Origin of the sequence: Pseudomonas sp. SBT1-2 (genome assembly GCF_028640875.1) — a bacterium.
Lineage (GTDB): Bacteria > Pseudomonadota > Gammaproteobacteria > Pseudomonadales > Pseudomonadaceae > Aquipseudomonas > Aquipseudomonas chlororaphis_I.
Map to the genome: position 1 here is coordinate 1 of NZ_JAQZAA010000066.1, position 18,480 is coordinate 18,480.

Annotated in this window: 20 protein-coding genes and 1 pseudogene; 8 read left to right on the forward strand and 13 right to left on the reverse strand. The window is 66.1% G+C overall.

The annotated features are described in order from the left end of the window. Nucleotides 1-157: 157 nt before the first annotated feature. Complete coding sequence (locus PVZ78_RS10125) at nucleotides 158-409, reverse strand: hypothetical protein (RefSeq protein ID WP_016701968.1); 252 nt, start codon at nucleotides 407-409, stop codon at nucleotides 158-160. A gap of 92 nt (nucleotides 410-501) precedes the next feature. On the opposite strand from PVZ78_RS10125, the gene PVZ78_RS10130 reads away from it, so the two are divergent. Continuing rightward, nucleotides 502-1,287, forward strand: a complete 786-nt coding sequence (locus PVZ78_RS10130; protein ID WP_028682961.1) for an AraC family transcriptional regulator — start codon at nucleotides 502-504, stop codon at nucleotides 1,285-1,287. A 32-nt stretch (nucleotides 1,288-1,319) separates the two neighbouring features. On the opposite strand, the gene PVZ78_RS10135 is transcribed toward PVZ78_RS10130, so the two are convergent. After that, nucleotides 1,320-2,036, reverse strand: a complete 717-nt coding sequence (locus PVZ78_RS10135) for a FadR/GntR family transcriptional regulator (protein ID WP_273828636.1) — start codon at nucleotides 2,034-2,036, stop codon at nucleotides 1,320-1,322. A 352-nt stretch (nucleotides 2,037-2,388) separates the two neighbouring features. Here PVZ78_RS10135 and PVZ78_RS10140 point away from each other — a divergent pair, with 352 nt between their 5' ends. The 3 genes from PVZ78_RS10140 (at nucleotide 2,389) to PVZ78_RS10150 (ending at nucleotide 6,214) form a co-directional block, all read left to right on the forward strand. Further along, nucleotides 2,389-3,741: an MFS transporter gene (locus PVZ78_RS10140; protein WP_009049882.1), complete on the forward strand. Its 1,353-nt coding sequence runs from the start codon at nucleotides 2,389-2,391 to the stop codon at nucleotides 3,739-3,741. Nucleotides 3,742-3,764: 23 nt separating this feature from the next. Next, entirely contained in the window at nucleotides 3,765-5,120 is a 1,356-nt protein-coding gene (gene gudD / locus PVZ78_RS10145) for a glucarate dehydratase (protein WP_016701965.1), read from the forward strand. Between the two features lie 98 nt (nucleotides 5,121-5,218). After that, nucleotides 5,219-6,214, forward strand: coding sequence for a diaminopimelate epimerase (locus tag PVZ78_RS10150; protein WP_016701964.1), 996 nt, complete (start codon nucleotides 5,219-5,221; stop codon nucleotides 6,212-6,214). Between the two features lie 181 nt (nucleotides 6,215-6,395). Here the strand turns inward: PVZ78_RS10150 and codA are convergent, their stop codons facing one another. The 9 genes from codA to PVZ78_RS10195 form a co-directional block, all read right to left on the reverse strand. After that, on the reverse strand, nucleotides 6,396-7,649 hold the full coding sequence (gene codA, locus PVZ78_RS10155; RefSeq protein ID WP_016701963.1) for a cytosine deaminase: 1,254 nt from the start codon (nucleotides 7,647-7,649) through the stop codon (nucleotides 6,396-6,398). 78 nt (nucleotides 7,650-7,727) lie between these two features. After that, nucleotides 7,728-8,999 (reverse strand): cytosine permease, encoded by a 1,272-nt coding sequence (gene codB / locus PVZ78_RS10160; protein ID WP_041986367.1) that lies wholly within the window; start codon nucleotides 8,997-8,999, stop codon nucleotides 7,728-7,730. 227 nt (nucleotides 9,000-9,226) lie between these two features. Next, nucleotides 9,227-9,850, reverse strand: a complete 624-nt coding sequence (locus PVZ78_RS10165; RefSeq protein ID WP_273828637.1) for an NUDIX hydrolase — start codon at nucleotides 9,848-9,850, stop codon at nucleotides 9,227-9,229. A gap of 119 nt (nucleotides 9,851-9,969) precedes the next feature. Then, nucleotides 9,970-10,482 carry a nucleoside 2-deoxyribosyltransferase gene (locus PVZ78_RS10170; RefSeq protein WP_273828638.1) on the reverse strand — a complete coding sequence of 171 codons (513 nt, stop codon included), beginning with the start codon at nucleotides 10,480-10,482 and terminating at the stop codon, nucleotides 9,970-9,972. After that, a complete protein-coding gene (locus PVZ78_RS10175) occupies nucleotides 10,479-11,315 on the reverse strand; it encodes an alpha/beta fold hydrolase (RefSeq protein WP_038633716.1) in 837 nt (278 codons plus the stop codon). Before PVZ78_RS10175 ends, PVZ78_RS10170 begins: the two co-directional genes overlap by 4 nt. A 21-nt stretch (nucleotides 11,316-11,336) precedes the next feature. Next, a complete protein-coding gene (locus PVZ78_RS10180; RefSeq protein ID WP_257373198.1) occupies nucleotides 11,337-11,441 on the reverse strand; it encodes an acetyltransferase in 105 nt (34 codons plus the stop codon). Then, nucleotides 11,438-11,572, reverse strand: coding sequence for a hypothetical protein (locus PVZ78_RS10185; protein WP_273828639.1), 135 nt, complete (start codon nucleotides 11,570-11,572; stop codon nucleotides 11,438-11,440). Before PVZ78_RS10185 ends, PVZ78_RS10180 begins: the two co-directional genes overlap by 4 nt. A 98-nt stretch (nucleotides 11,573-11,670) precedes the next feature. Continuing rightward, a complete protein-coding gene (queD, locus tag PVZ78_RS10190; RefSeq protein WP_063432120.1) occupies nucleotides 11,671-12,027 on the reverse strand; it encodes a 6-carboxytetrahydropterin synthase QueD in 357 nt (118 codons plus the stop codon). 97 nt (nucleotides 12,028-12,124) lie between these two features. Beyond that, nucleotides 12,125-13,204 (reverse strand): patatin-like phospholipase family protein, encoded by a 1,080-nt coding sequence (locus PVZ78_RS10195; protein WP_273828640.1) that lies wholly within the window; start codon nucleotides 13,202-13,204, stop codon nucleotides 12,125-12,127. 160 nt (nucleotides 13,205-13,364) lie between these two features. Between PVZ78_RS10195 and PVZ78_RS10200 the strand changes: the two genes are divergently transcribed. The 4 genes from PVZ78_RS10200 to PVZ78_RS10215 are packed head-to-tail and all read left to right on the forward strand — an operon-like array spanning nucleotide 13,365 to nucleotide 15,968. Beyond that, a complete protein-coding gene (locus PVZ78_RS10200; protein ID WP_007930566.1) occupies nucleotides 13,365-13,673 on the forward strand; it encodes a PepSY domain-containing protein in 309 nt (102 codons plus the stop codon). Further along, on the forward strand, nucleotides 13,673-13,987 hold the full coding sequence (locus PVZ78_RS10205; RefSeq protein ID WP_016701955.1) for a PepSY domain-containing protein: 315 nt from the start codon (nucleotides 13,673-13,675) through the stop codon (nucleotides 13,985-13,987). The genes PVZ78_RS10200 and PVZ78_RS10205 overlap by 1 nt, the downstream gene beginning before the upstream one ends. Further along, the gene (locus tag PVZ78_RS10210; protein WP_016701954.1) at nucleotides 13,987-14,655 is read left to right on the forward strand and encodes a response regulator transcription factor; all 669 of its coding nucleotides are present in this window, start codon (nucleotides 13,987-13,989) and stop codon (nucleotides 14,653-14,655) included. The genes PVZ78_RS10205 and PVZ78_RS10210 overlap by 1 nt, the downstream gene beginning before the upstream one ends. Continuing rightward, nucleotides 14,652-15,968: a sensor histidine kinase gene (locus tag PVZ78_RS10215; RefSeq protein WP_028682973.1), complete on the forward strand. Its 1,317-nt coding sequence runs from the start codon at nucleotides 14,652-14,654 to the stop codon at nucleotides 15,966-15,968. Before PVZ78_RS10210 ends, PVZ78_RS10215 begins: the two co-directional genes overlap by 4 nt. A 110-nt stretch (nucleotides 15,969-16,078) precedes the next feature. Here the strand turns inward: PVZ78_RS10215 and PVZ78_RS31790 are convergent, their stop codons facing one another. Both PVZ78_RS31790 and PVZ78_RS31795 read right to left on the reverse strand, forming a co-directional pair. Then, on the reverse strand, nucleotides 16,079-16,834 hold the full coding sequence (locus PVZ78_RS31790; RefSeq protein ID WP_375538567.1) for a methyl-accepting chemotaxis protein: 756 nt from the start codon (nucleotides 16,832-16,834) through the stop codon (nucleotides 16,079-16,081). Between the two features lie 102 nt (nucleotides 16,835-16,936). Next, nucleotides 16,937-18,226, reverse strand: a pseudogene (locus PVZ78_RS31795) (HAMP domain-containing protein); the annotation flags it as partial. Nucleotides 18,227-18,480: the final 254 nt, after the last annotated feature.

An 18,480-nucleotide genomic window follows, 5' to 3' on the forward strand; every position in this document is an offset into this window, starting at 1 on the left:
ATTCCGGCCGGGCCCGATGTTTGTGTAGCCGCTGCCGCAGGCTGCGATCGAGCGGCACGCTCGTGGGGATCTTGTGGGCGCTGGAGACCCTGCGGGTCTATCGCAGCCTCGCGGGGCTCGGCAGCGGCTACAGGGGATGTCGGCGTTAGTGGGGGCGCTAGTCTTGCCCGCACAATGCCCGCAGGGCCGGGTCGCGTAATTGCATCAGCTCGAACAGCCCCAGGGCCTGGAGTGCGGGCAGGGCGGCCAGCAGATCTTCCTCGGCTATGCGCCGCTGCTGCGCCGAGGTGCGCGGATCGGCCCACAGCCGGGCATTGATCAGGAAGGCCCCCACCGTGCCCTTGCGCACCCGGGTGCCGTTGAAATCGCCATGGTTGAGTTGATCGGGTAACAGGTCTTCGGCGCGCATGGAGCAATCCTCGTGTGAATGAGCCTTCAGTCTGCGGCCTGGGGATTGGCTAAACTGCCTGGTTCTTGCCGTTGAATGACGTGAAACAGCCAATGTCCCTACCTTTGGTTTCCCCCTTGCTCGCTCAAGCCCAGGGCGGCCCGCTACTGTTCGCGGCGTGGCAACACAGCCCGATCGAACGACAGACCGCCGCTCACAGCCATGCCCGCGGCCAACTGCTCGGCGCCCGCCGCGGCCTGCTGTCGGTGACGGCGGCCGACAGCCAGTGGGTGGTGCCGGCGACCCATGCGGTGTGGGTGCCGCCCCGCTGCGAACACGCCTTGCGTTCCCATGGCCCGTTCGACGGCTGGAGTGTCTATATCGAGCCTGACGCCTGCCACGAACTACCGGCGCAACCACGGATCATTGCCACCTCCGGGCTGTTGCGGGAGGCGGTGATGCGCGCGGCGAGCTGGCCACAAGGCGCGCTGGACGAGCCGCAATCGCGCATCGCCCGGGTGATCCTCGATGAGCTGGGCAGCCTGCCGGTGGAACCCTTCGGCCTGCCATTGCCGGTGGAGCCGCGGTTGCGGCGAATCTGCCAGGCGCTGGCCGATGACCTGGCGGACAACCGCGGCCTGGAAGCCTGGGCTCGGTGGGCGGGGATCTCGCCGCGAACCCTGGCCCGGCGGTTTGTCGGCGAGACTGGCTTTGCCTTCAGCCAGTGGCGACAACGGGCGCGCTTGCTGCGGGCCCTGGAGCGCCTGGCGGCGGGCGACGCGGTAACCCGGGTGGCGCTGGACCTGGGCTATGACAATGTCAGCGCCTTTATCGCCATGTTCCGCCGTCAGTTCGGGGTGACGCCGGGGCGTTACTTCGCCCGGCACGAAAACGGCTGAGTACCGTGATCTCGGCTGACGATGGCCTCCCGTCATCCCGTCGAAAACCGCTCCCGGCTGTTGCTCAGGTGGGTCCACATCGCTGCTCGCGCGGCATCCGGGTCCTGGCGGCGGATGGCGGCGTAGATGGCTTCGTGTTCCTGGTTGGCCAGGGTCGCCAGTTGCGCCAGGTCGACATCGCCGCGCTCGGCGTCGCGCACCCGGGTCCGCGGGATCAGGGCGTTGCCCAGGGATTGCAGGATCTGCACGAAATAAGGGTTGCCGGTGGCTTCGGCGATCAGCAGGTGGAAGCGCTGGTCGGCCTCCACGCAACTGTCGTTGTTGGCCAGCAACTGCTGGTAGTCGTCCAGCGCCTGGCGCATCTGCGCCAGTTGCTCGGCGCTGCGCCGGCGGGCGGCGAGGGCCACCGCCTGGGTTTCCAGGCCCAGGCGCAGTTCGAGGATGTCGCGCACGCTCAGGGCGGTATCGACATTCAGGCGCAGGCCGTGGGTGTCCTGGCGTTCCAGCACGAAGCTGCCGACGCCGTGGTGGGTTTCCACCCAGCCGGCGGCCTGCAGCTTGGAGATGGCTTCGCGCACCACGGTACGGCTGACGCCATGGGCGCGGACGATGGTGCTTTCCGACGGCAGCTTGTCGCCGGGCTTGAGAAGGCCGCGCATGATCTGCCGGGTCAGGTCGCTGACCAGGTCATGGGCCAGGTTGGTGGAAGGGCGACGGCAGCCCGGGGCGATATCGGATTCGGTGCTCATGGCAAGGTCGCGCAGGGAAAGCAAAAAGCTTATCACCGAAGTGGCCGGGTAGCGCTCAACTTGTCTGACATGTATGACAAGTTGTCGGATAAGTCGCTTCCGGATTCAGTGCGGGTTCTTTGCGTGAGTGCGGCCTGAAAAATATTCCAGCTAAAAGAATTTTTATTTATCCAATTAAAATCAATTAGTTGTGATTATTTTTCAACGCCTTTCTCGATCAAGATTGCCTTGCAGACCGGCCTCGGTAATGAGTCTGCGCTTGTGACGCTATTTTTCTACTTGTATGATGACTGTCAACTAGGGCGCTCGCCCAGTCACCCGCACACAACAACAAACAAGTGGGAGAGGCATCGTGAATACCACCCTTGATCCATCCGGGGACGATTCCCTGCTGGCCATCGCCGTGGCGAAGGTCAAGCGTCATGTGCTGCCGCTGTTCGTCATCATGTTCATCGTCAACTACATCGACCGGGTCAACATCGGCTTCGTCCGCACCCACCTGGAACATGACCTGGGCATCGGCGCCGCAGCCTACGGTTTTGGCGCCGGGCTGTTCTTCATCGGCTACGCGCTGTTCGAGGTGCCGTCCAACATGCTGTTGCAGCGGGTCGGCGCGCGGATCTGGCTGACCCGCATCATGTTCACCTGGGGGCTGGTGGCCACGGCCATGGCCTTCGTGCAGAACGAAACCCAGTTCTATGTGCTGCGCTTCCTGCTGGGGGTGGCCGAGGCCGGGTTCTTCCCCGGGGTGATCTATTACTTCACCCGTTGGCTGCCCGGTGTGGAGCGGGGCAAGGCGATCGCCATTTTCCTAAGCGGTTCGGCCGTGGCCTCGCTGGTCTCCGGCCCGCTGTCCGGAGCGCTGTTGCAGATCGAAGGCCTGGGCTGGCACGGCTGGCAGTGGATGTTCATCGTCGAGGGCATGGCCTCGGTGCTGCTCTGCGGTTTTGTCTGGTTCTGGCTCGACTCCACGCCCCGTGACGCCAAGTGGCTGAGCCCCGCCGAACAGGAGGCGCTGGTGCAGGCGATCGACAGCGAACAGCGCGAGCGCGAAGCGGCGATGCCGGTCAAGCCGTCGCTCTGGACCCTGCTCAAGGACCGGCAGATCCTGCTGTTCTGCCTGATCTACTTCTGCATCCAGCTGACCATCTACGCCGCGACCTTCTGGCTGCCGAGCATCATCAAGAAGATGGGCGACCTCAGCGACCTGCAGGTGGGTTTCTTCAACTCCATTCCCTGGCTGATCTCGATCATCGCCATGTACGCCTTCGCCGCGGCGTCCGGCAAATGGAAGTTCCAGCAGGCCTGGGTCGCCAGCGCCTTGCTGGTGGCGGCGGCCGGGATGTTCCTGTCCACCACCGGCGGGCCGGTGTTCGCCTTCGTCGCCGTGTGCTTCGCCGCCATCGGCTTCAAGTCGGCGTCCGCGCTGTTCTGGCCGATTCCCCAGGCTTACCTGGATGCACGCATCGCCGCCGCGGTGATCGCCCTGATCAACTCCATCGGCAACCTCGGCGGCTTCGTCGCCCCGGCCACCTTCGGCCTGCTGGAGCAGCGCACCGGGTCGATCCAGGGCGGCCTGTACGGCCTGGCGGCGACCTCGATCATCGCCGCGATCATCGTGTTTTTCGCCCGCACCCGGCCCAAGGCCCCTACCACGCCGACACCCTTGGGCGCTGCCCGCCCGCTGCTGGACAAATCCCACTGACTTTTGCCGACAGGAACCGACCCATGACGCTTGAATCCACCCACCATCACCCTGGCCAGACACCACTCATCACCCGACTGCAAGTGGTGCCGGTGGCCGGGCATGACAGCATGCTGCTCAACCTCAGCGGCGCCCACGGCCCGTTCTTCACCCGCAATATCGTGATCGTCAGCGACAGCGCCGGTAACACCGGGGTCGGTGAAGTGCCGGGGGGCGAGCGGATTCGCACGACTCTCGAGGAGGCCCGCGAACTGCTGGTCGGCCAGCCCATCGGCCACTACCAGAAGCTGCTCAACCAGGTGCGCCAGCGCTTTGCCGAACGCGATGCCGGCGGCCGCGGCCAGCAGACCTTCGACCTGCGCATCGCGATCCATGCGGTGACCGCGCTGGAAGCGGCGCTGCTCGATCTGCTCGGCCAGTTCCTCGGCGTGCCGGTGGCGGCGTTGCTCGGCGAAGGCCAGCAGCGCGAATCGGTGAAGATGCTCGGCTACCTGTTCTATATTGGCGACCGGCGCCAGACCGACCTGGCCTACCGCAACGAAGCCGAGGCCGACGATGCCTGGCTGCGCCTGCGCCATGAACCGGCGCTGAACGCCGAGAGTATCGTGCGCCTGGCCGAGGCGGCCAAGGCGCGGTATGGCTTCAACGACTTCAAGCTCAAGGGCGGCGTGCTGCGCGGCGAAGAGGAAATGGAGGCGGTCACCGCCCTGGCCGAATGTTTTCCCAAGGCGCGCATCACCCTCGATCCCAACGGTGCCTGGTCGCTGAAGCAGGCGATCGCCCTGTGCCGCGACCAGCACCAGGTGCTGGCCTATGCCGAAGACCCCTGCGGCGCGGAAAACGGTTACTCCGGGCGCGAGGTGATGGCCGAATTCCGTCGTGCCACCGGGTTGCCTACGGCGACCAACATGATCGCCACCGACTGGCGGGAAATGGGCCACGCGATCCAGCTGCAAGCGGTGGACATTCCCCTGGCCGATCCGCATTTCTGGACGATGCAGGGTTCGGTGCGGGTGGCGCAGATGTGCCATGAATGGGGCCTGACCTGGGGCTCGCATTCCAACAACCACTTCGATATTTCCCTGGCCATGTTCACCCATGTGGCGGCCGCGGCGCCGGGCGAGATCACCGCCATCGACACCCACTGGATCTGGCAGGACGGCCAGCACCTGACCCGCAATCCGCTGCAGATCGTCGAGGGCTGTGTGGCGGTGCCGCAGACGCCGGGGCTGGGCGTCGAGCTGGACCTGGACGCGCTGGCCCGCGCCCACGAGCTGTACAACAGCCGCGGCCTGGGCGCCCGGGACGACAGCGTGGCCATGCAGTGCCTGATCCCGGGCTGGCGCTTCGACAACAAGCGGCCGTGCCTGGTGCGCTGAGCCAGGCGCCGACCCTGTTAGGAGGCTTGGCACAGGGCTTGGCCGGGCCGCTGCATTCACAGTAATGTCAGCGGCCCGTCTGCTTTTGGAACCTCGCAATGACCTCTTTCTACGATGCCCGCGGCAATCTTTACGGTGTGGTGGCGCCTGCCACGGTACGTGAGCTGGGGATTGCCTTGCCGGCCAGCGCGGCCGAGGCGGCGCTGGCCCGGGCCAGCTGGAGCGAACAGGTTATCGAGGCCCTGTGCGGCTGGGCGCCCGGCACCCGGCCGGCTGGGGCCAAGGCCCATCGCAGCGACGGCTTGCTGGTCGGGCCGTTCCAGGACGCGCCGCCGTTCGACCTGCTGATCGTCAACACCGACGGCACCCTGGCCGAGCGCAGCGGCAACGGCCTGACCATCTTTTCCCAGGCCTTGACCGAGCAAGGGCTGCTGCCGGCCCAGGGGCCTACGGAGTTGCGGGTGCATCACGACAAACCGGATGGGGTGTCGCCGGTGGCAACGGTGGTCGAGCCGGCACAGGTCGCCGGGGTGTCCGGCTTCTGGCTGGACCTCGGGCAACCGGCGTTCGGTGCACAAGCCGTGGGTGCGCAACACGGGGTCGAGAATGACGGTTCGCGCTGCGTCGAGCTGAGTCGGGTGCGCGGGCTGGCGCGGCTGCACCCAGAATGGGCTCGCAGCCAGTTCGTGCGCATCGGCAACCCCCATTGCGTGACCCTGGTCGGCGATGCCAGCGCCTTGCCAAGCAACCGGCAGATGAATGAAGCGCCCCTGGCCGAGGCGCTGACGCGCATTGCCTACGCCATGCCCACCGGCAGCGGCGAGCCCTGCCCGGCGGGGGTGAACCTGCAATGGGCGTGGCTGGAAGGCCCACAGCGTATCGCCGCCCGGGTGTTCGAGCGCGGCGAAGGCCCCACGGCATCCTCCGGCACCAGTGCCAGTGCGGTGGCCAGCGCGGCGTGGCGGGTCGGCTGGGTCAAGGCCGGCGAAGTCGCGGTGCTGATGCCTGGCGGCACCGCGCCACTGCGCCTGGAGGAGCGGGGTGGGGAACTGGTGCGGGTGAGCCTGTTCGGTACGGCGGTGGGTATTGCTTAGATCGAGGTGTATTCAAGTACGCCATCGCGGGCAAGCCTCGCTCCTACAGAAGACCGCGATCTTGGTTTCGGAGTGAGGCTTGCTGCGATGACTTAGCCGTACAGGGATCGGGTTGGTCGCAACAGCACGACTGACGTGCGTCTGTAGGAGCGAGGCTTGCCCGCGATGACGTCAGCGGCCGTTACACAAACCCCGCATCGCCCGGCAGTTCCACTTGGGCCATTTGCCGTTTCATCAGCACCTTGCCGTCGCGGATCGAGTACAGCGGCAGGCCTTGGCTGCGGATCATTTCGTAATCGCTGTCGGCCGACAGAATCAGCAGGTTGGCCGGCCGGCCTTCTTCCAGGCCGTAACGCTCGCCCAGGGCCAGGGCCTTGGCGCTGTTGTCGGTGACCAGGTCGAGGGCGCTCTGCAGGTTGCGGTAGCCGAGCATGTGGCAGATGTGCAGGCCGGCTTCCAGCACCCGCAGGATGTTGCCGTTACCCAGGGGGTACCAGGGGTCGACGATCGAGTCCTGGCCGAAACACACGTTCATCCCGGCTTCCAGCAGCTCGTTGACCCGGGTCACGCCGCGGCGTTTCGGGAAGCTGTCGAAGCGCCCCTGCAGGTGGATGCTTTCGGTGGGGCAGGAAACGAAGCTGATGCCCGAGTGGCCGAGCAGGCGGAACAGCTTGGCGCAGTAGGCGTTGTCGTAGGAGCCCATGGCGGTGGTGTGGCTGGCGGTCACCCGCGAACCCATGTCGCGGCTGCGGGCTTCTTCGGCCAGCACTTCGAGAAAGCGCGAATGCGGGTCGTCGGTTTCGTCGCAATGCACGTCCACCAGGCAGCCGGTACGTTCGGCCAGGTCCATGAGGAACTTCACCGAGCTCACGCCCTGGTCGCGGGTGTACTCGAAGTGCGGAATGCCGCCCACCACATCGGCGCCGAGGCGGATTGCCTCCTCCATCAGTTCGCGGCCGTTGCGGTAGCTTTCGATGCCTTCCTGGGGAAAGGCGACGATCTGCATGTCCACCAGGTGCGCGCTTTGCTCGCGTACTTCGAGCATGGCCTTGAGCGCGGTCAGCTCCGGGTCGGTGACGTCGACATGGGTGCGCACATGCTGGATGCCGTGGGCGGCGAGGGCGCGGATGGTTTTGCGGGCGCGGGCCTTGGTGTCTTCCTGGGTGATGGTGACCTTGCGCTCGCCCCAGCATTCGATGCCTTCGAACAGGGTGCCGCTCATGTTCCAGCGCGGCTCGCCGGCGGTGAGGGTGGCGTCCAGGTGAATGTGCGGCTCGACGAAGGGCGGTACCACCAGGTTGCCGCCGGCGTCGAGGTCGTCGGGGCCCAGGGTCTGGGCTTCGGTCTGCCGGGCGATGCTGGCGATGCGACCGTTCTCCAGGTGCAGTTCGTGCAGGCCTTCGCGGTTGCGCAGGCGGGCGTTGATGATGAGCATCGGAGCGATTCCTTTTTCAATCCAGGCGGTCAGGGTACGGCGCTCGGGCCGGCGGCCGCAACGTCGCGTGGCCCGGGCTCATGCCTGGATGTCCGCCGCGGTGGTGGTGCGTGCGCCGAACAGGCTGCTCAGCAGCATGTAGCTCAGGGCGGCGGCCGCGATGCCCACCAGCGGCGCGACCCAGGGCGAGCCGAAGGCCGCCACGGTGCCGATGGCGTAGGCGCCCAGGCCGGCCCAGTTGAACGCCGGCAGCTTGCTGTCGGCCAGGCGCGGGTACTGGCCGCGGTAGCGATAGAAAAAGTCGGCCATGATCACCCCGCCAATCGGCGGGATCACCGTGCCCAGCAGAATCAGGTAGGGCACCAGCATGTCGTACATGCCCAGCAGCGCCAGCAGGGTGCCGATCACCGCGCCGACCAGGGTCACGGTCTTGCGCCGGCCAGTGCGCAGCAGGTTGCAGCCGGCGACGGCGAAGTTGTAGATGGTGTTGTCCTGGGTGCTCCAGATATTCAGCAGGAGCATGGCCATGGCGGCCATGGCGAACCCCTGCAACAGCAGCACTTCGACCACGTCCGGCTGCTGGTAGACGATGGCGCCGTAAGCCCCGATCAGCACCATCAGGCCGTTGCCGATAAAAAAGCCGATCAGGCTGGCCAGCACCGCGACCCTGGCCGAACGCGAAAAGCGTGTCCAGTTGGTGGCCTGGGTGGCGCCGCTGACGAAGGTGCCGAACACCAGGGTGATGGCCGTGGACAGGTCGAGGCTGGCGCTCGGCACCACGGCCAGCAACCCATCGAGGCCGCCGACCTTGACCGTGGCCACCCACATCGACAGCAACAGCAGCAGGGCCATGGCCGGCACCGCGATATAAGAGAGGATTTCCAGCCCGCGGTAACCGACGTAGGCGGTGGCGCAGAACACCATACCGAACAGCACCATCAGCCCCAGCACCGTGCCCTGGCCCAGCTCGAAATACTTGCCCAGCACCACCGCGGCGGTGGCGGTGCCCCAGGCGTACCAGCCGATCTGGGTGAAACCGAGGATCAGGTCGCTGAGCTTGCTGCCCACCTCGCCGAAACAGAAGCGCCCCATCAGCACCGAGTTCAGGCCGCTCTTGAAGGCGATATAGCCCAGGCCCGCCGCGTACAGGCCCAGCAGCAGGTTGCCGAGGACGATCACCCCGAGCATCTGGCCAAAGCTGAAGGCCACGCCGAGCTTGCCACCGGCGAACATGGTGGCGGTGAAAAAGGTGAAGCCCAGCAGCACCATGGCCGTGGAGGCCAGGCCCTTGCGCGCGTGCATCGGGACTTCGCTGAGCGGGTAGTCGTTGCCTGGATCGTTCTGCGTCATCTGCCTTCCCCTGATTGGCCCAGGCCGGGCCTGGTGCGTAAGCGACGCAGGCCCATTGCAGTCGCCGTGCCAACGCCCTCGGCGTCAGGGGCGCCCAGCCGGCGTTGTGCAACCTGCAGGAGATTTATAGACAAGCAGCGGATTTTTGCTTTGTGGCGTGTCCGATTGGCCGGCTCAGGCGCGAAAGCGGTGCGCCGGTGAGACAAATTGGATCACTGGCCGCGGGCTCAATCGAACAGGGTCAGGCGGGTTTCGCCGCGATGGAAGGCAAAGGCCGCTTCGATATCGCCTTCCACGGTGCGGCCGCGGGACAATTCGGGCAGGGCGTCGAGGGCGAAGAACCCGGCGTCGCTGACTTCCGAGCCGGCCACCGGGGCGCTGCGGTCGTTGCGCTCGCAGAGAAAATACAGCTTGTAGAAATCCCGGGTGTCGGGGGTGAAGGGGCCCTTGGCCTTGTGCCGGACGCTGTAGAGGGCGTGTGCCGAGACGCTGAGCCCGGCTTCTTCGTGGATCTCCTTGATGATGTTTTCGGCGGCCGACAGGCCGATATCGGCATAACCGCCGGGCATGGCCCAGCGGCCGTCGGTCCGCTCGCGGACCAGCAGGATGCGCTCGTCTTCGATCAAGGCGCCGCGCACATCCACCAGGGGTGTCGAGTAGCGTTTGGCGAAGTCCGACACCAGGCCGGCGATACGTTCCAGGGGCACGTCGGCCAGTTGCGCGAGCATGCTCTGGGCGATATCGGCGACTTCCTGGTAACGCTCGCGATCGAAGGGGTCCTTGCAGAAATGCAGCCCGGTGGAGGCGAGGGCCTGCAAGCGTTTGGCGTGGGTGAGCCAGGTGTTTTCCATGGTGGCTGTCCTCAAGTAATCGCTGGGGCTGAATCCGTCACTGTAGGGGCGAGCTTGCTCGCGATGAGGCCCCTGAGCATTGCATCGACCTTGAAGATTTATCGCGAGCAAGCTCGCTCCTACAGTGGGGGTGCCGGCCGTTGTCGTGCGAGGTAAGCGGCCAGGCGCGGCAAGGCGTCTTCGGCGCTGCGGCTGTGGCCGGCCCAGGTACAGGCCAGCATCAGGTTGCGCGGCAGCTTGAAGTCCTCCACCAGGAAACCTTCGGCGTCGCGGCCGTCGGCGTCATGGGGCACTTGTTCGCGCAGGGTCGCGGGCGCCTCGAACCAGGCCCACACCGGTTTGCCCAGGGCGATGGCCATGCCCACCTCGAAGGCGGTGCCGGAGTCCGGCTCCAGGCCGCGAAAGTCGTTGAGGTTGGCCAGCACCGCGTCGCAGTCGCGGATCATCTGCATGTTCTGCTGGCAGATCAGTTGGGCGGTCTGCTCCGGCGTCGGCTGGGCCGGCACCTGCTGATCGAAAGGGTAAAGGCCTTGCAGGCCCTGGGCCTGGCACAGGCGCTTGAGGTATTCGCCGCGGGCGATGGCATCGCGGCGAAATACATCGAAGCCGGCGAGGTAGATGCGTGGGCTCATGTCTCGCTCCCGGCCTGGGGTAGAAAACGCAACAGCGCGGCGATGATGGCTTCCGGTGCGTCTTCCTGCAGCAGGTGGCCGGCGTTGGGCACGGCCTGGAACCGCGAGCCGGGGATCAGCTGGTGCAACTGGCGCCCGCGCTCGATGGGAATCCACTGATCGTCCTCGCCCCAGAGGATCTGGGTCGGGCAACGGATGCTCGGATAGAGCCCGGCCACTTCCGTGGTGTAGCGCTCGTCCATCTGCGCGATCTGCCGGTAGAAGGCGGCCTGGCCGCTGGCGCCAAGCCAGGGCTGGACGTAGGGCGCCAGCTCCTGGTCGGGGATCTCGCGCTGGATCGCCCCACGGATGTAGGCCGGCACTATGGCGCGCTGGATGTAGTCCGGCACGCCGCTGAAGGCCTGTTCATGCTGGCGCACGTGCTGCACGAACGGCGAGCCCCAGGGCGACAGCGCCACCGGGTCGATCAGGGTCAGGCTGCGGTAGTCCTTGCCATTGAGCAGGTGGGCGCGCAGGGCGGTGGCGCCGCCGAAGTCGTGGGCCACCACGTCCGGGCGCTCCAGGCCCCAGTGCTCCAGCAGTTCGGCCAGCAGCTGGTTCTGCACGCCGAGGGACACATCCTGGCCGGCGGCCTGTTCCGACTGGCCGTAGCCCAGCAGGTCGAAATAATGCACCCGGTGGCTGGCGCGCAAGTGCGGGGCGATGCGGTGCCAGACGTAGGAAGAGAAGGGGGTGCCGTGCACCAATACCAGGGGCGGGCCCTCACCGTGAATGGCGTAGCGAACGGTGTACCCATTGAAGCTGTAGGTTCGATCCAGCGGCCAATCGCTCATGCTGTGGTCCTCTGCGGGTGATCAGTCCAGCGCCTTGCTCATGTAGGCCTGGCGCAGCCCGTGCTCCTCGGCGCGGTGGCTCTTGGTGTGACCGCGGCGCGTGTACAGGACAATGTTTTCGCTCATGGCTTCGTGGGTGTAAAGCCGGATGCAGCTATGACCGGCGGCGAGCACTTGTCGTTCAGCGAAGTCCGGCCATTGCCGGCCTCGATCAGGCTCAGGTCGGCCACGGTGGCCGGGCGAATGATCGAGGGCATGAGGGGGCGTTCTCCGCTCAAGGCGCGAGGGCCGAGCGGGCAGGCACAGGCATAAAAAAACCACCGCGGGCGGTGGTTTTTTTCAAGCGGGCGACGGTTTATTCGCCGCGATAGATGCAGCCGCTGGTGCAGGTCTCGTGAATGCGGATCGCACTCAGCTCCGGCAGCAGGGGTTTGAGCTCATTCCAGATCCACTTGGCCAGCACTTCGCTGGTGGGGTTTTCCAGGCCGGGGATGTCGTTCAGGTAGTTGTGGTCCAGGCGCTCGTAGAGCGGCTTGAAGATCTCCTTGATCTCGGAGAAGTCACGAATCCAGCCGGTGTGCGGATCGACATCGCCGCTCAGGTGGATGGCCACCTTGAACGAGTGGCCGTGCAGGCGTCCGCATTTGTGGCCTTCAGGTACGTGGGGCAGGCGGTGGGCGGATTCGAAGGTAAATTCTTTGAAGATTTCCACAGTGTCGGTCAGCTCGGTCAGGTGGCTATCGCCGCGGGCGATGTAAGGCAGGCAGCGAGTTTACCAGCTTGGTTGTGCGGGTGCGGGAAAACACTGACTAAAGGGTCAGCAGACGCTCGCCGAGACGACCGCTGCCGGCCAGCTCGAGGAACTCGTCGCCCAGGCGCCGGCTTTCGTCCATCGCGCTGCGCCAGTATTTCTGGCGGCTGGCGTCGTCGCCCATGAAGCGCTTGAAGTCGTTGCGGTCCGGCAGCTTGCCGTAGGGCAGGCGAGCCAGGTATTCCTTCGACGGCGCCAGCAGCAACACGTCCTGCAGGCGGCCCGGGTTGCCGCGGCGCCAGGGCAGGGTCTTGTCGAACCAGCCGGGAATCACTCGGTCGGTGAAATGCGGGTAGAGCACGATATCCTCGCCGCTGTAGGGCAGGTCGAGGTGGTAGTCCAGCAGGCCGCCGTCGCGGAAGGTGCCGGCCCCGGCGCCGGGCAGGTCGCGCACGCCTTGCATGACCATCGGGATCGAACCCGAGGCGAGCAGGGCCTGGCGCAGGTTGCCAATGTCCAGCGGCACGAAGCGCGAGGGGAAGTCGTCGAGAGCCTGCAGCGGCGGCGCCAGGCGCGGGTCGTGCAGCACCAGGCGTTCGAAGTGCCGCGACAGGCGCGCGCGGCCACGCAGGTTGTCGGCGATCACCGAGGACAATCCCAGGCCCAGCCGCCCGCGATGGTCGTCGGCGAGCAGGCCGTGGCTTTTCACCACCATGATGTTCAGCCGGTAGTGCGGGTTGTCGAGAATGCTCGCGTCGCGGCCATCGAGCAGCTCGTGCAGCATGCGCTGCGAACTCTGGCTGATCTGCGCCATGGTCACGCCCTTGGCGAAACTCTGGGCGTTGTACAGCTGGCCCAGGCGGCGGATGCCTTCGGCGGCGTCCGGTAGGCAGGCGCTGGCGAAGCGCCAGGAACCCACCGAGGCACCGATCAGCGAACGCTCCCGTGGCGCCGCCGGCAGCCATTCGCCGAACAGCGCCAGGTCCAGCCCCTGGATGCCCAGGGCTTTTGGCCCGCCGGCGGCGCCGGGCAGGGTGCCGACTTCGGCCGCGCTCAGGCCGTTGGCGCGGATACGGGCCAGGGCGCGTGGGCCGGCCTTGAGGGTCAGGGCGGGAAACTTGATGTGGATGGCGGTCATACCGGCCTCAATCTCGAGCGACGGGTGAGTATAAAAGCTCGTGCCAGCGGCGCCGAATGAAACCTGCACGCTGGCGATGATGGCCATTCAGTTTCAATTAAGTTCGACCCGCTATCGTGAGCCGCGTAGCAACACATAACGAGAAAACCGGAGACACCCCATGAAAACCCTGACTGCCCTGTTCACCGCGACCCTCATCGGCATGACCGCCAGCCTGGCCCATGCTCGCGACCTGGGGCCCGACGAGGCCCTGAGACTGCGCGACGCTGGTACCATTGTGTCCTTTGAAAAACTCAATGCCACGGCATTGGCCAAGCACCCGGGCGCGACCATCACCGAAACCGAGCTGGAAGAGGAGTACGGCAAGTACATCTACCAGATCGAGATGCGCGACCCTCAAGGGGTTGAGTGGGACCTGGAATTGGACGCGGTGAGCGGCCAGGTGCTCAAGGATCATCAGGATACGTAATGAAGGTGAATCTACGCGCCGGCAGCAGGGTGGCCCTGGCGCTTCTGGCTTTTTGCTCGGTGGCGCTGGCCCGCGACCTGGACCAGGACGAAGCCCTGCGCCTGCGCCAGCAAGGGGTGATCCTGCCGCTGGAACAGTTGCTGCAACAGGCCCTGGACCGTTACCCCGGGGCCAAGTTGCTGGAAGCCGAGCTGGAAGAAAAACACGACGTCTACATCTATGAAGTCGAGCTGCTGACCGCCGAGGGCGTGGTCCGCGAGCTGGACCTCGAGGCCGCCACCGGCCGCTTACTGAAAGACAAGGAAGATGACTGATGCGCCTGCTCCTGGTGGAAGACCACGTCTCCCTGGCCGACGAACTGCTGGCCGGGCTCAACCGCCAGGGCTACGCCGTGGACTGGCTGGCCGACGGCCGTGACGCGCTGTACCAGGGCGCCAGCGAGCCCTACGACCTGATCGTGCTCGACCTCGGCCTGCCGGGAGTGCCGGGCCTGGAAGTGCTGGCCAAGTGGCGCGCCGGCGGCCTGGCGACCCCGGTGCTGATCCTTACCGCCCGCGGTTCCTGGGCCGAACGCATCGAAGGCCTCAAGGCCGGTGCCGACGACTACCTGACCAAACCCTTCCACCCGGAAGAGTTGCACCTGCGCATCCAGGCGTTGTTACGCCGTTCCCATGGCCAGGCCAACCAGCCAACGCTGCAGGCCGCCGGGCTGCACCTCGACGAAGGCCGCCAGTGCGTGGTGCGCGACGGCGTGGATATCCAGCTGACCGCCGCCGAGTTCCGCCTGCTGCGCTACTTCATGCTGCACCCGGAGCAGATCCTCTCGAAAAGCCATTTGGCCGAGCACCTCTACGACGGTGAGACCGAGCGCGATTCCAACGTGCTGGAAGTCCACGTCAACCACCTGCGGCGCAAGCTCGGGCGCAGCGTGATCGAAACCCGTCGCGGCCAGGGCTACCTGTTCGGCGGGAGCGCCCAGTGAGGTCGATCCAGCGCCGCCTGAGCCTGGGCCTGATCAGCGTGATGGTGATTGTCGGCCTGGTGCTGGCGCAGACCAGCCTGTGGCTGTTCGAGATGGGCTTGCAACGCTACCTGGAAGCCGGCCTGCGCAACGACAGCGAAAGCCTGCTGGTGGCGCTGGTGCGTGGCCCGCAGGGTTTGCAGCTGGACGAGCGACGTCTGTCGCCGGCCTATCAGCGGCCGTTTTCCGGGCATTACTTCCGCATCGATTTCGATGACGTGCACTGGCGCTCCCGCTCGTTGTGGGACCAGGACCTGCCCGCACTTGCGCAGACCGGCCTGCACAGCAACCTGCAACTGGGACCGGAAGGCCAGCGCCTGCTGGTGCTGCGCACCGACTACCGGCGCCTCGGGCAGTCGATTTCCATCAGCGTCGCCCAGGATTACACCCCGGTGCGCGAGAGCTTCCTGCGCATGCAGCAGGTTGGCCTGGGCCTGGGCCTGGCCGGCCTGCTGCTGATCCTGATCCTGCAGCGGCTTACCGTGCGCCGCGCCTTGCGCCCGCTGGAACAGGCCCGCGAACAGATCGCCCAATTGCAACGCGGCCAGCGTTCGCAACTGGACGAACAGGTGCCGCTAGAGCTGGAGCCGCTGGTGGCGCAGATCAACCATCTGCTGGCCCATACCGAAGACAGCCTCAAGCGTTCGCGCAATGCCCTGGGCAACCTCGGGCATGCGCTGAAGACCCCGCTGGCGGTGCTCTTGAGCCTGGCTTCCAACCCCAAGCTGCAAGCGCACCCGGAGTTGCGCCAGTTGCTCGAGGAGCAGCTGGAGCAGGTGCAGCAGCGGCTCAATCGCGAGCTGAACCGCGCGCGCCTGGCCGGCGATGCCTTGCCCGGCGCGCTGTTCGATTGCGACGCCGAGCTACCGGGACTGCTGGCGACCCTGAACATGATCCATGGCGAGCACCTGGACCTGAGCTATCAGGCGGCCCCCGGCCTGCAACTGCCCTGGGACCGGGAAGACCTGCTGGAGTTGCTGGGCAACCTGCTGGACAACGCCTGCAAGTGGGCCGATGCCGAAGTGGCGCTGAGCGTCTGGCAGACCGCCCAGGGTTATGGCCTGGCGGTGGACGACGATGGGCCGGGGATTCCCGAGGAACAGCGCAGCCAGGTGTTCAGCCGTGGCACGCGCCTGGACGAACAGACCGATGGCCATGGCCTGGGTCTGGGCATCGTGCGCGATATCGTCGAGAGCTGGGGCGGGGTGCTGCGCTTGCTGGAAAGCCCGCAGGGCGGCCTGCGGGTGTTGATCGAGTTGCCTGGGCGCCAGTAGTGGTTGGGACCGAGCCTTGCGGTGACAGGCAGATCGCTATCGCGAGCAAGCTCGCTCCTACAGAGACGGCGCCGTCAGTGTAGGAGCGAGCTTGCTCGCGATGAGATTCTTCAGACCCGGAACTGATCCATCAGGCTCTGCTGTTGGTTGGCCAGGCTGTTCAGCGACTGGCTGACCCGCGCCGATTCGTTGGCCTGCTCCGACAGCGACTCGGTGACGTCGCGGATGGTCGCCACGTTGTTGTTGATCTCCTCGGCCACCGCGCTTTGTTCTTCGGCGGCGCTGGCGATCTGCAGGTTCATGTCGCTGATCACCGTCACCGCGTCGCCGATCTGCCGCAGGGCGGTGACCGCCTGGCCGACCTGCTCGACGCTGCCCTGGGCCTGGCGATGGCTGTTGCCCATCGAACCGACCACTTCCTGGGTGCCGCTTTGCAGCTCCTCGATGACCTGGCGGGTTTCCTCCACCGACTCCTGGGTACGGCGGGCGAGGTTGCGCACTTCGTCGGCGACCACCGCGAAACCGCGCCCGGCCTCGCCGGCGCGGGCGGCCTCGATGGCGGCGTTGAGGGCCAGCAGGTTGGTCTGCTCGGCGATGGCGCGAATCACTTCCAGCACTGAACCTATCTTCTCGCTGTTGGCGGCCAGGCCTTCGACCTGGGTCATGGCGGTGCTCATGTCGGCCGCCAGGTGGTCGATGCTCGCGGTGGTGCGGTCGATCACGCTCAGGCCCTGGCGCGTGGCCTGGTCGGCGTCGCGGGCGGCTTGCGCGGCCTGGGCCGCGCTGCGGGCGACGTCCTGGGCGGTGGCGCTCATTTCATGGGAGGCAGTGGCCACCTGATCGACCTGGCGGTACTGCTGCTCCATGCCGGCGCTGGTCTGGGTGGCGATGGCCGAGGACTGGTCGGCGGTGCCGCGGGCGTCCTGCACCGAGCGTTTCACCTCGGCGATGATCGGTTGCAGCTTGTCGAGGAAGCGGTTGAACCAGCCGGCCAGCTGGCCCAGTTCGTCCTGTTTGTCGTAGGCCAGGCGCCGGGTCAGGTCGCCTTCGCCACTGGCGATGTCTTCCAGCATGTGTGCCACGCCGAGGATCGGCCGGGTCACGCTGCGCGCCATCAGCCACACCAGCAGCAGGCCGAGCACCGCGGCCAGCAGGCCCAGGCCCAGCTCGACCAGGGTGCCGGCCTTATTGCTCTGGTCCAGCTGGTTCTTCAGCGCTTCGGCCGGGCCCACCAGGACCCGCTCCGGCACTTGCAGCAGCACGCCCCAGGGCTTGCCGCCGGGAATCGGGGTGAAGGGCGCGAGCACTTTCAGTTCGCTGTCGTCGTTCAGGCTCTGGGTCTGGGGGCTGGCCGACAGCAGGCGGATCAGTTCGCCGCCGTTGGCCTGGTCCAGCTGGTCCAGGCGCTGGCTGAGCTTGCTGGCGTCGGCGCTGTAGCCGGCGAGCAGGCCGACCGGGCTGATGATGCTGACCGTGGTCTGGCCGTCGTAGAGTTCCTTGCTCGCTTGCTGGCTGACCGATTGCAGGCTGTTGAGGTTGATGTCCACCGACAGCGAGGCGATGACTTTGCCGTTCACCAGCAGCGGGAACACGATGCTGGTCATCAGCACGTTCTGGCCGTCGATCGCATAGAAGTAGGGCTCGATCACGCAGGGCTTGAGGGTGCTGCGCGGGCAGGTGAACCAGGCGTTGGCCGGCTGGCCGCTGGGGCCGGTGGTGGTGTCGCTCATGTCGCTTTCCGGCAGCGCCATGGAGGTCAGCTTGCCCGGGGTCGGCTGTGACCAGTAGAGGGCGAAACGGCCCTTGTCGTTGCTGCCCAGTTCGCCCTGGCCGCTGAAGAGTTCGTCCTTGCCGTCCAGGGCATTGGCCTCGAACACCAGCGACAGGCCGAGCAGGTCGGGGTTGGCCTGCAACGCCGACTTCACCTGGCGGGTCAGGTCCTCGCGCAGGTCGAAGGCATCGAGGAAGCGCTTCTCGGCCTGCTCGCGCAGGAACAGCACCTGGCGCGAGAAACCGTGGCCGTATTGATAGGCGTCCATGAACTGCTGGCGGATGCCCAGCGCCTGGACTTCGCCCTGGGCCTCGATGCGGGCCTGGGCGGCTTCGTTGAGCATCTCCATGCTCGAAGCCTTCACCAGTGCGGAGCTGTGCTCCATGCGGTACAGCGAAAGCCCCACCAGCAGGGTCACGATGCCGGCCAGGCAGAGTCCGGCGAGCAAGGTGATTTTCCACTGGATGGAAAGTTGTCTGAGCGACATGGAGACGTCCTTATTCGATATTTATTTGAGACTTTGCAACGTATCGGCCGCAGAACGGCCTTCTTTAAACGCTCGTTCGAATTTCCCCCGGGGGCTGGCTCGTTGCGGACTCGCCCCTAAGCCACCGTCTCCTGTAGCCGCTGCCGCAGGCTGCGCTCGACCACGAAGTGGGCGCTGCTTTTGAGGGCCTCGGAAGGTCCTTCGGACCTTATCGCAGGCTGCGCCAGCGGCTACAGGGAACGTGTTGGCAGGGG

Coding starts and splice junctions, on each gene's coding strand:
- PVZ78_RS10125 (WP_016701968.1), bottom strand. CDS start 409: ATGCGCGCCGAAGACCTGTTACCCGATCAACTCAACCATGGCGATTTC.
- PVZ78_RS10130 (WP_028682961.1), top strand. CDS start 502: ATGTCCCTACCTTTGGTTTCCCCCTTGCTCGCTCAAGCCCAGGGCGGC.
- PVZ78_RS10135 (WP_273828636.1), bottom strand. CDS start 2,036: ATGAGCACCGAATCCGATATCGCCCCGGGCTGCCGTCGCCCTTCCACC.
- gudD (WP_016701965.1), top strand. CDS start 3,765: ATGACGCTTGAATCCACCCACCATCACCCTGGCCAGACACCACTCATC.
- PVZ78_RS10150 (WP_016701964.1), top strand. CDS start 5,219: ATGACCTCTTTCTACGATGCCCGCGGCAATCTTTACGGTGTGGTGGCG.
- codA (WP_016701963.1), bottom strand. CDS start 7,649: ATGCTCATCATCAACGCCCGCCTGCGCAACCGCGAAGGCCTGCACGAA.
- codB (WP_041986367.1), bottom strand. CDS start 8,999: ATGACGCAGAACGATCCAGGCAACGACTACCCGCTCAGCGAAGTCCCG.
- PVZ78_RS10165 (WP_273828637.1), bottom strand. CDS start 9,850: ATGGAAAACACCTGGCTCACCCACGCCAAACGCTTGCAGGCCCTCGCC.
- PVZ78_RS10170 (WP_273828638.1), bottom strand. CDS start 10,482: ATGAGCCCACGCATCTACCTCGCCGGCTTCGATGTATTTCGCCGCGAT.
- PVZ78_RS10175 (WP_038633716.1), bottom strand. CDS start 11,315: ATGAGCGATTGGCCGCTGGATCGAACCTACAGCTTCAATGGGTACACC.
- PVZ78_RS10180 (WP_257373198.1), bottom strand. CDS start 11,441: ATGAGCGAAAACATTGTCCTGTACACGCGCCGCGGTCACACCAAGAGC.
- PVZ78_RS10185 (WP_273828639.1), bottom strand. CDS start 11,572: ATGCCCTCGATCATTCGCCCGGCCACCGTGGCCGACCTGAGCCTGATC.
- PVZ78_RS10195 (WP_273828640.1), bottom strand. CDS start 13,204: ATGACCGCCATCCACATCAAGTTTCCCGCCCTGACCCTCAAGGCCGGC.
- PVZ78_RS10200 (WP_007930566.1), top strand. CDS start 13,365: ATGAAAACCCTGACTGCCCTGTTCACCGCGACCCTCATCGGCATGACC.
- PVZ78_RS10205 (WP_016701955.1), top strand. CDS start 13,673: ATGAAGGTGAATCTACGCGCCGGCAGCAGGGTGGCCCTGGCGCTTCTG.
- PVZ78_RS10210 (WP_016701954.1), top strand. CDS start 13,987: ATGCGCCTGCTCCTGGTGGAAGACCACGTCTCCCTGGCCGACGAACTG.
- PVZ78_RS31790 (WP_375538567.1), bottom strand. CDS start 16,834: ATGGAGCAGCAGTACCGCCAGGTCGATCAGGTGGCCACTGCCTCCCAT.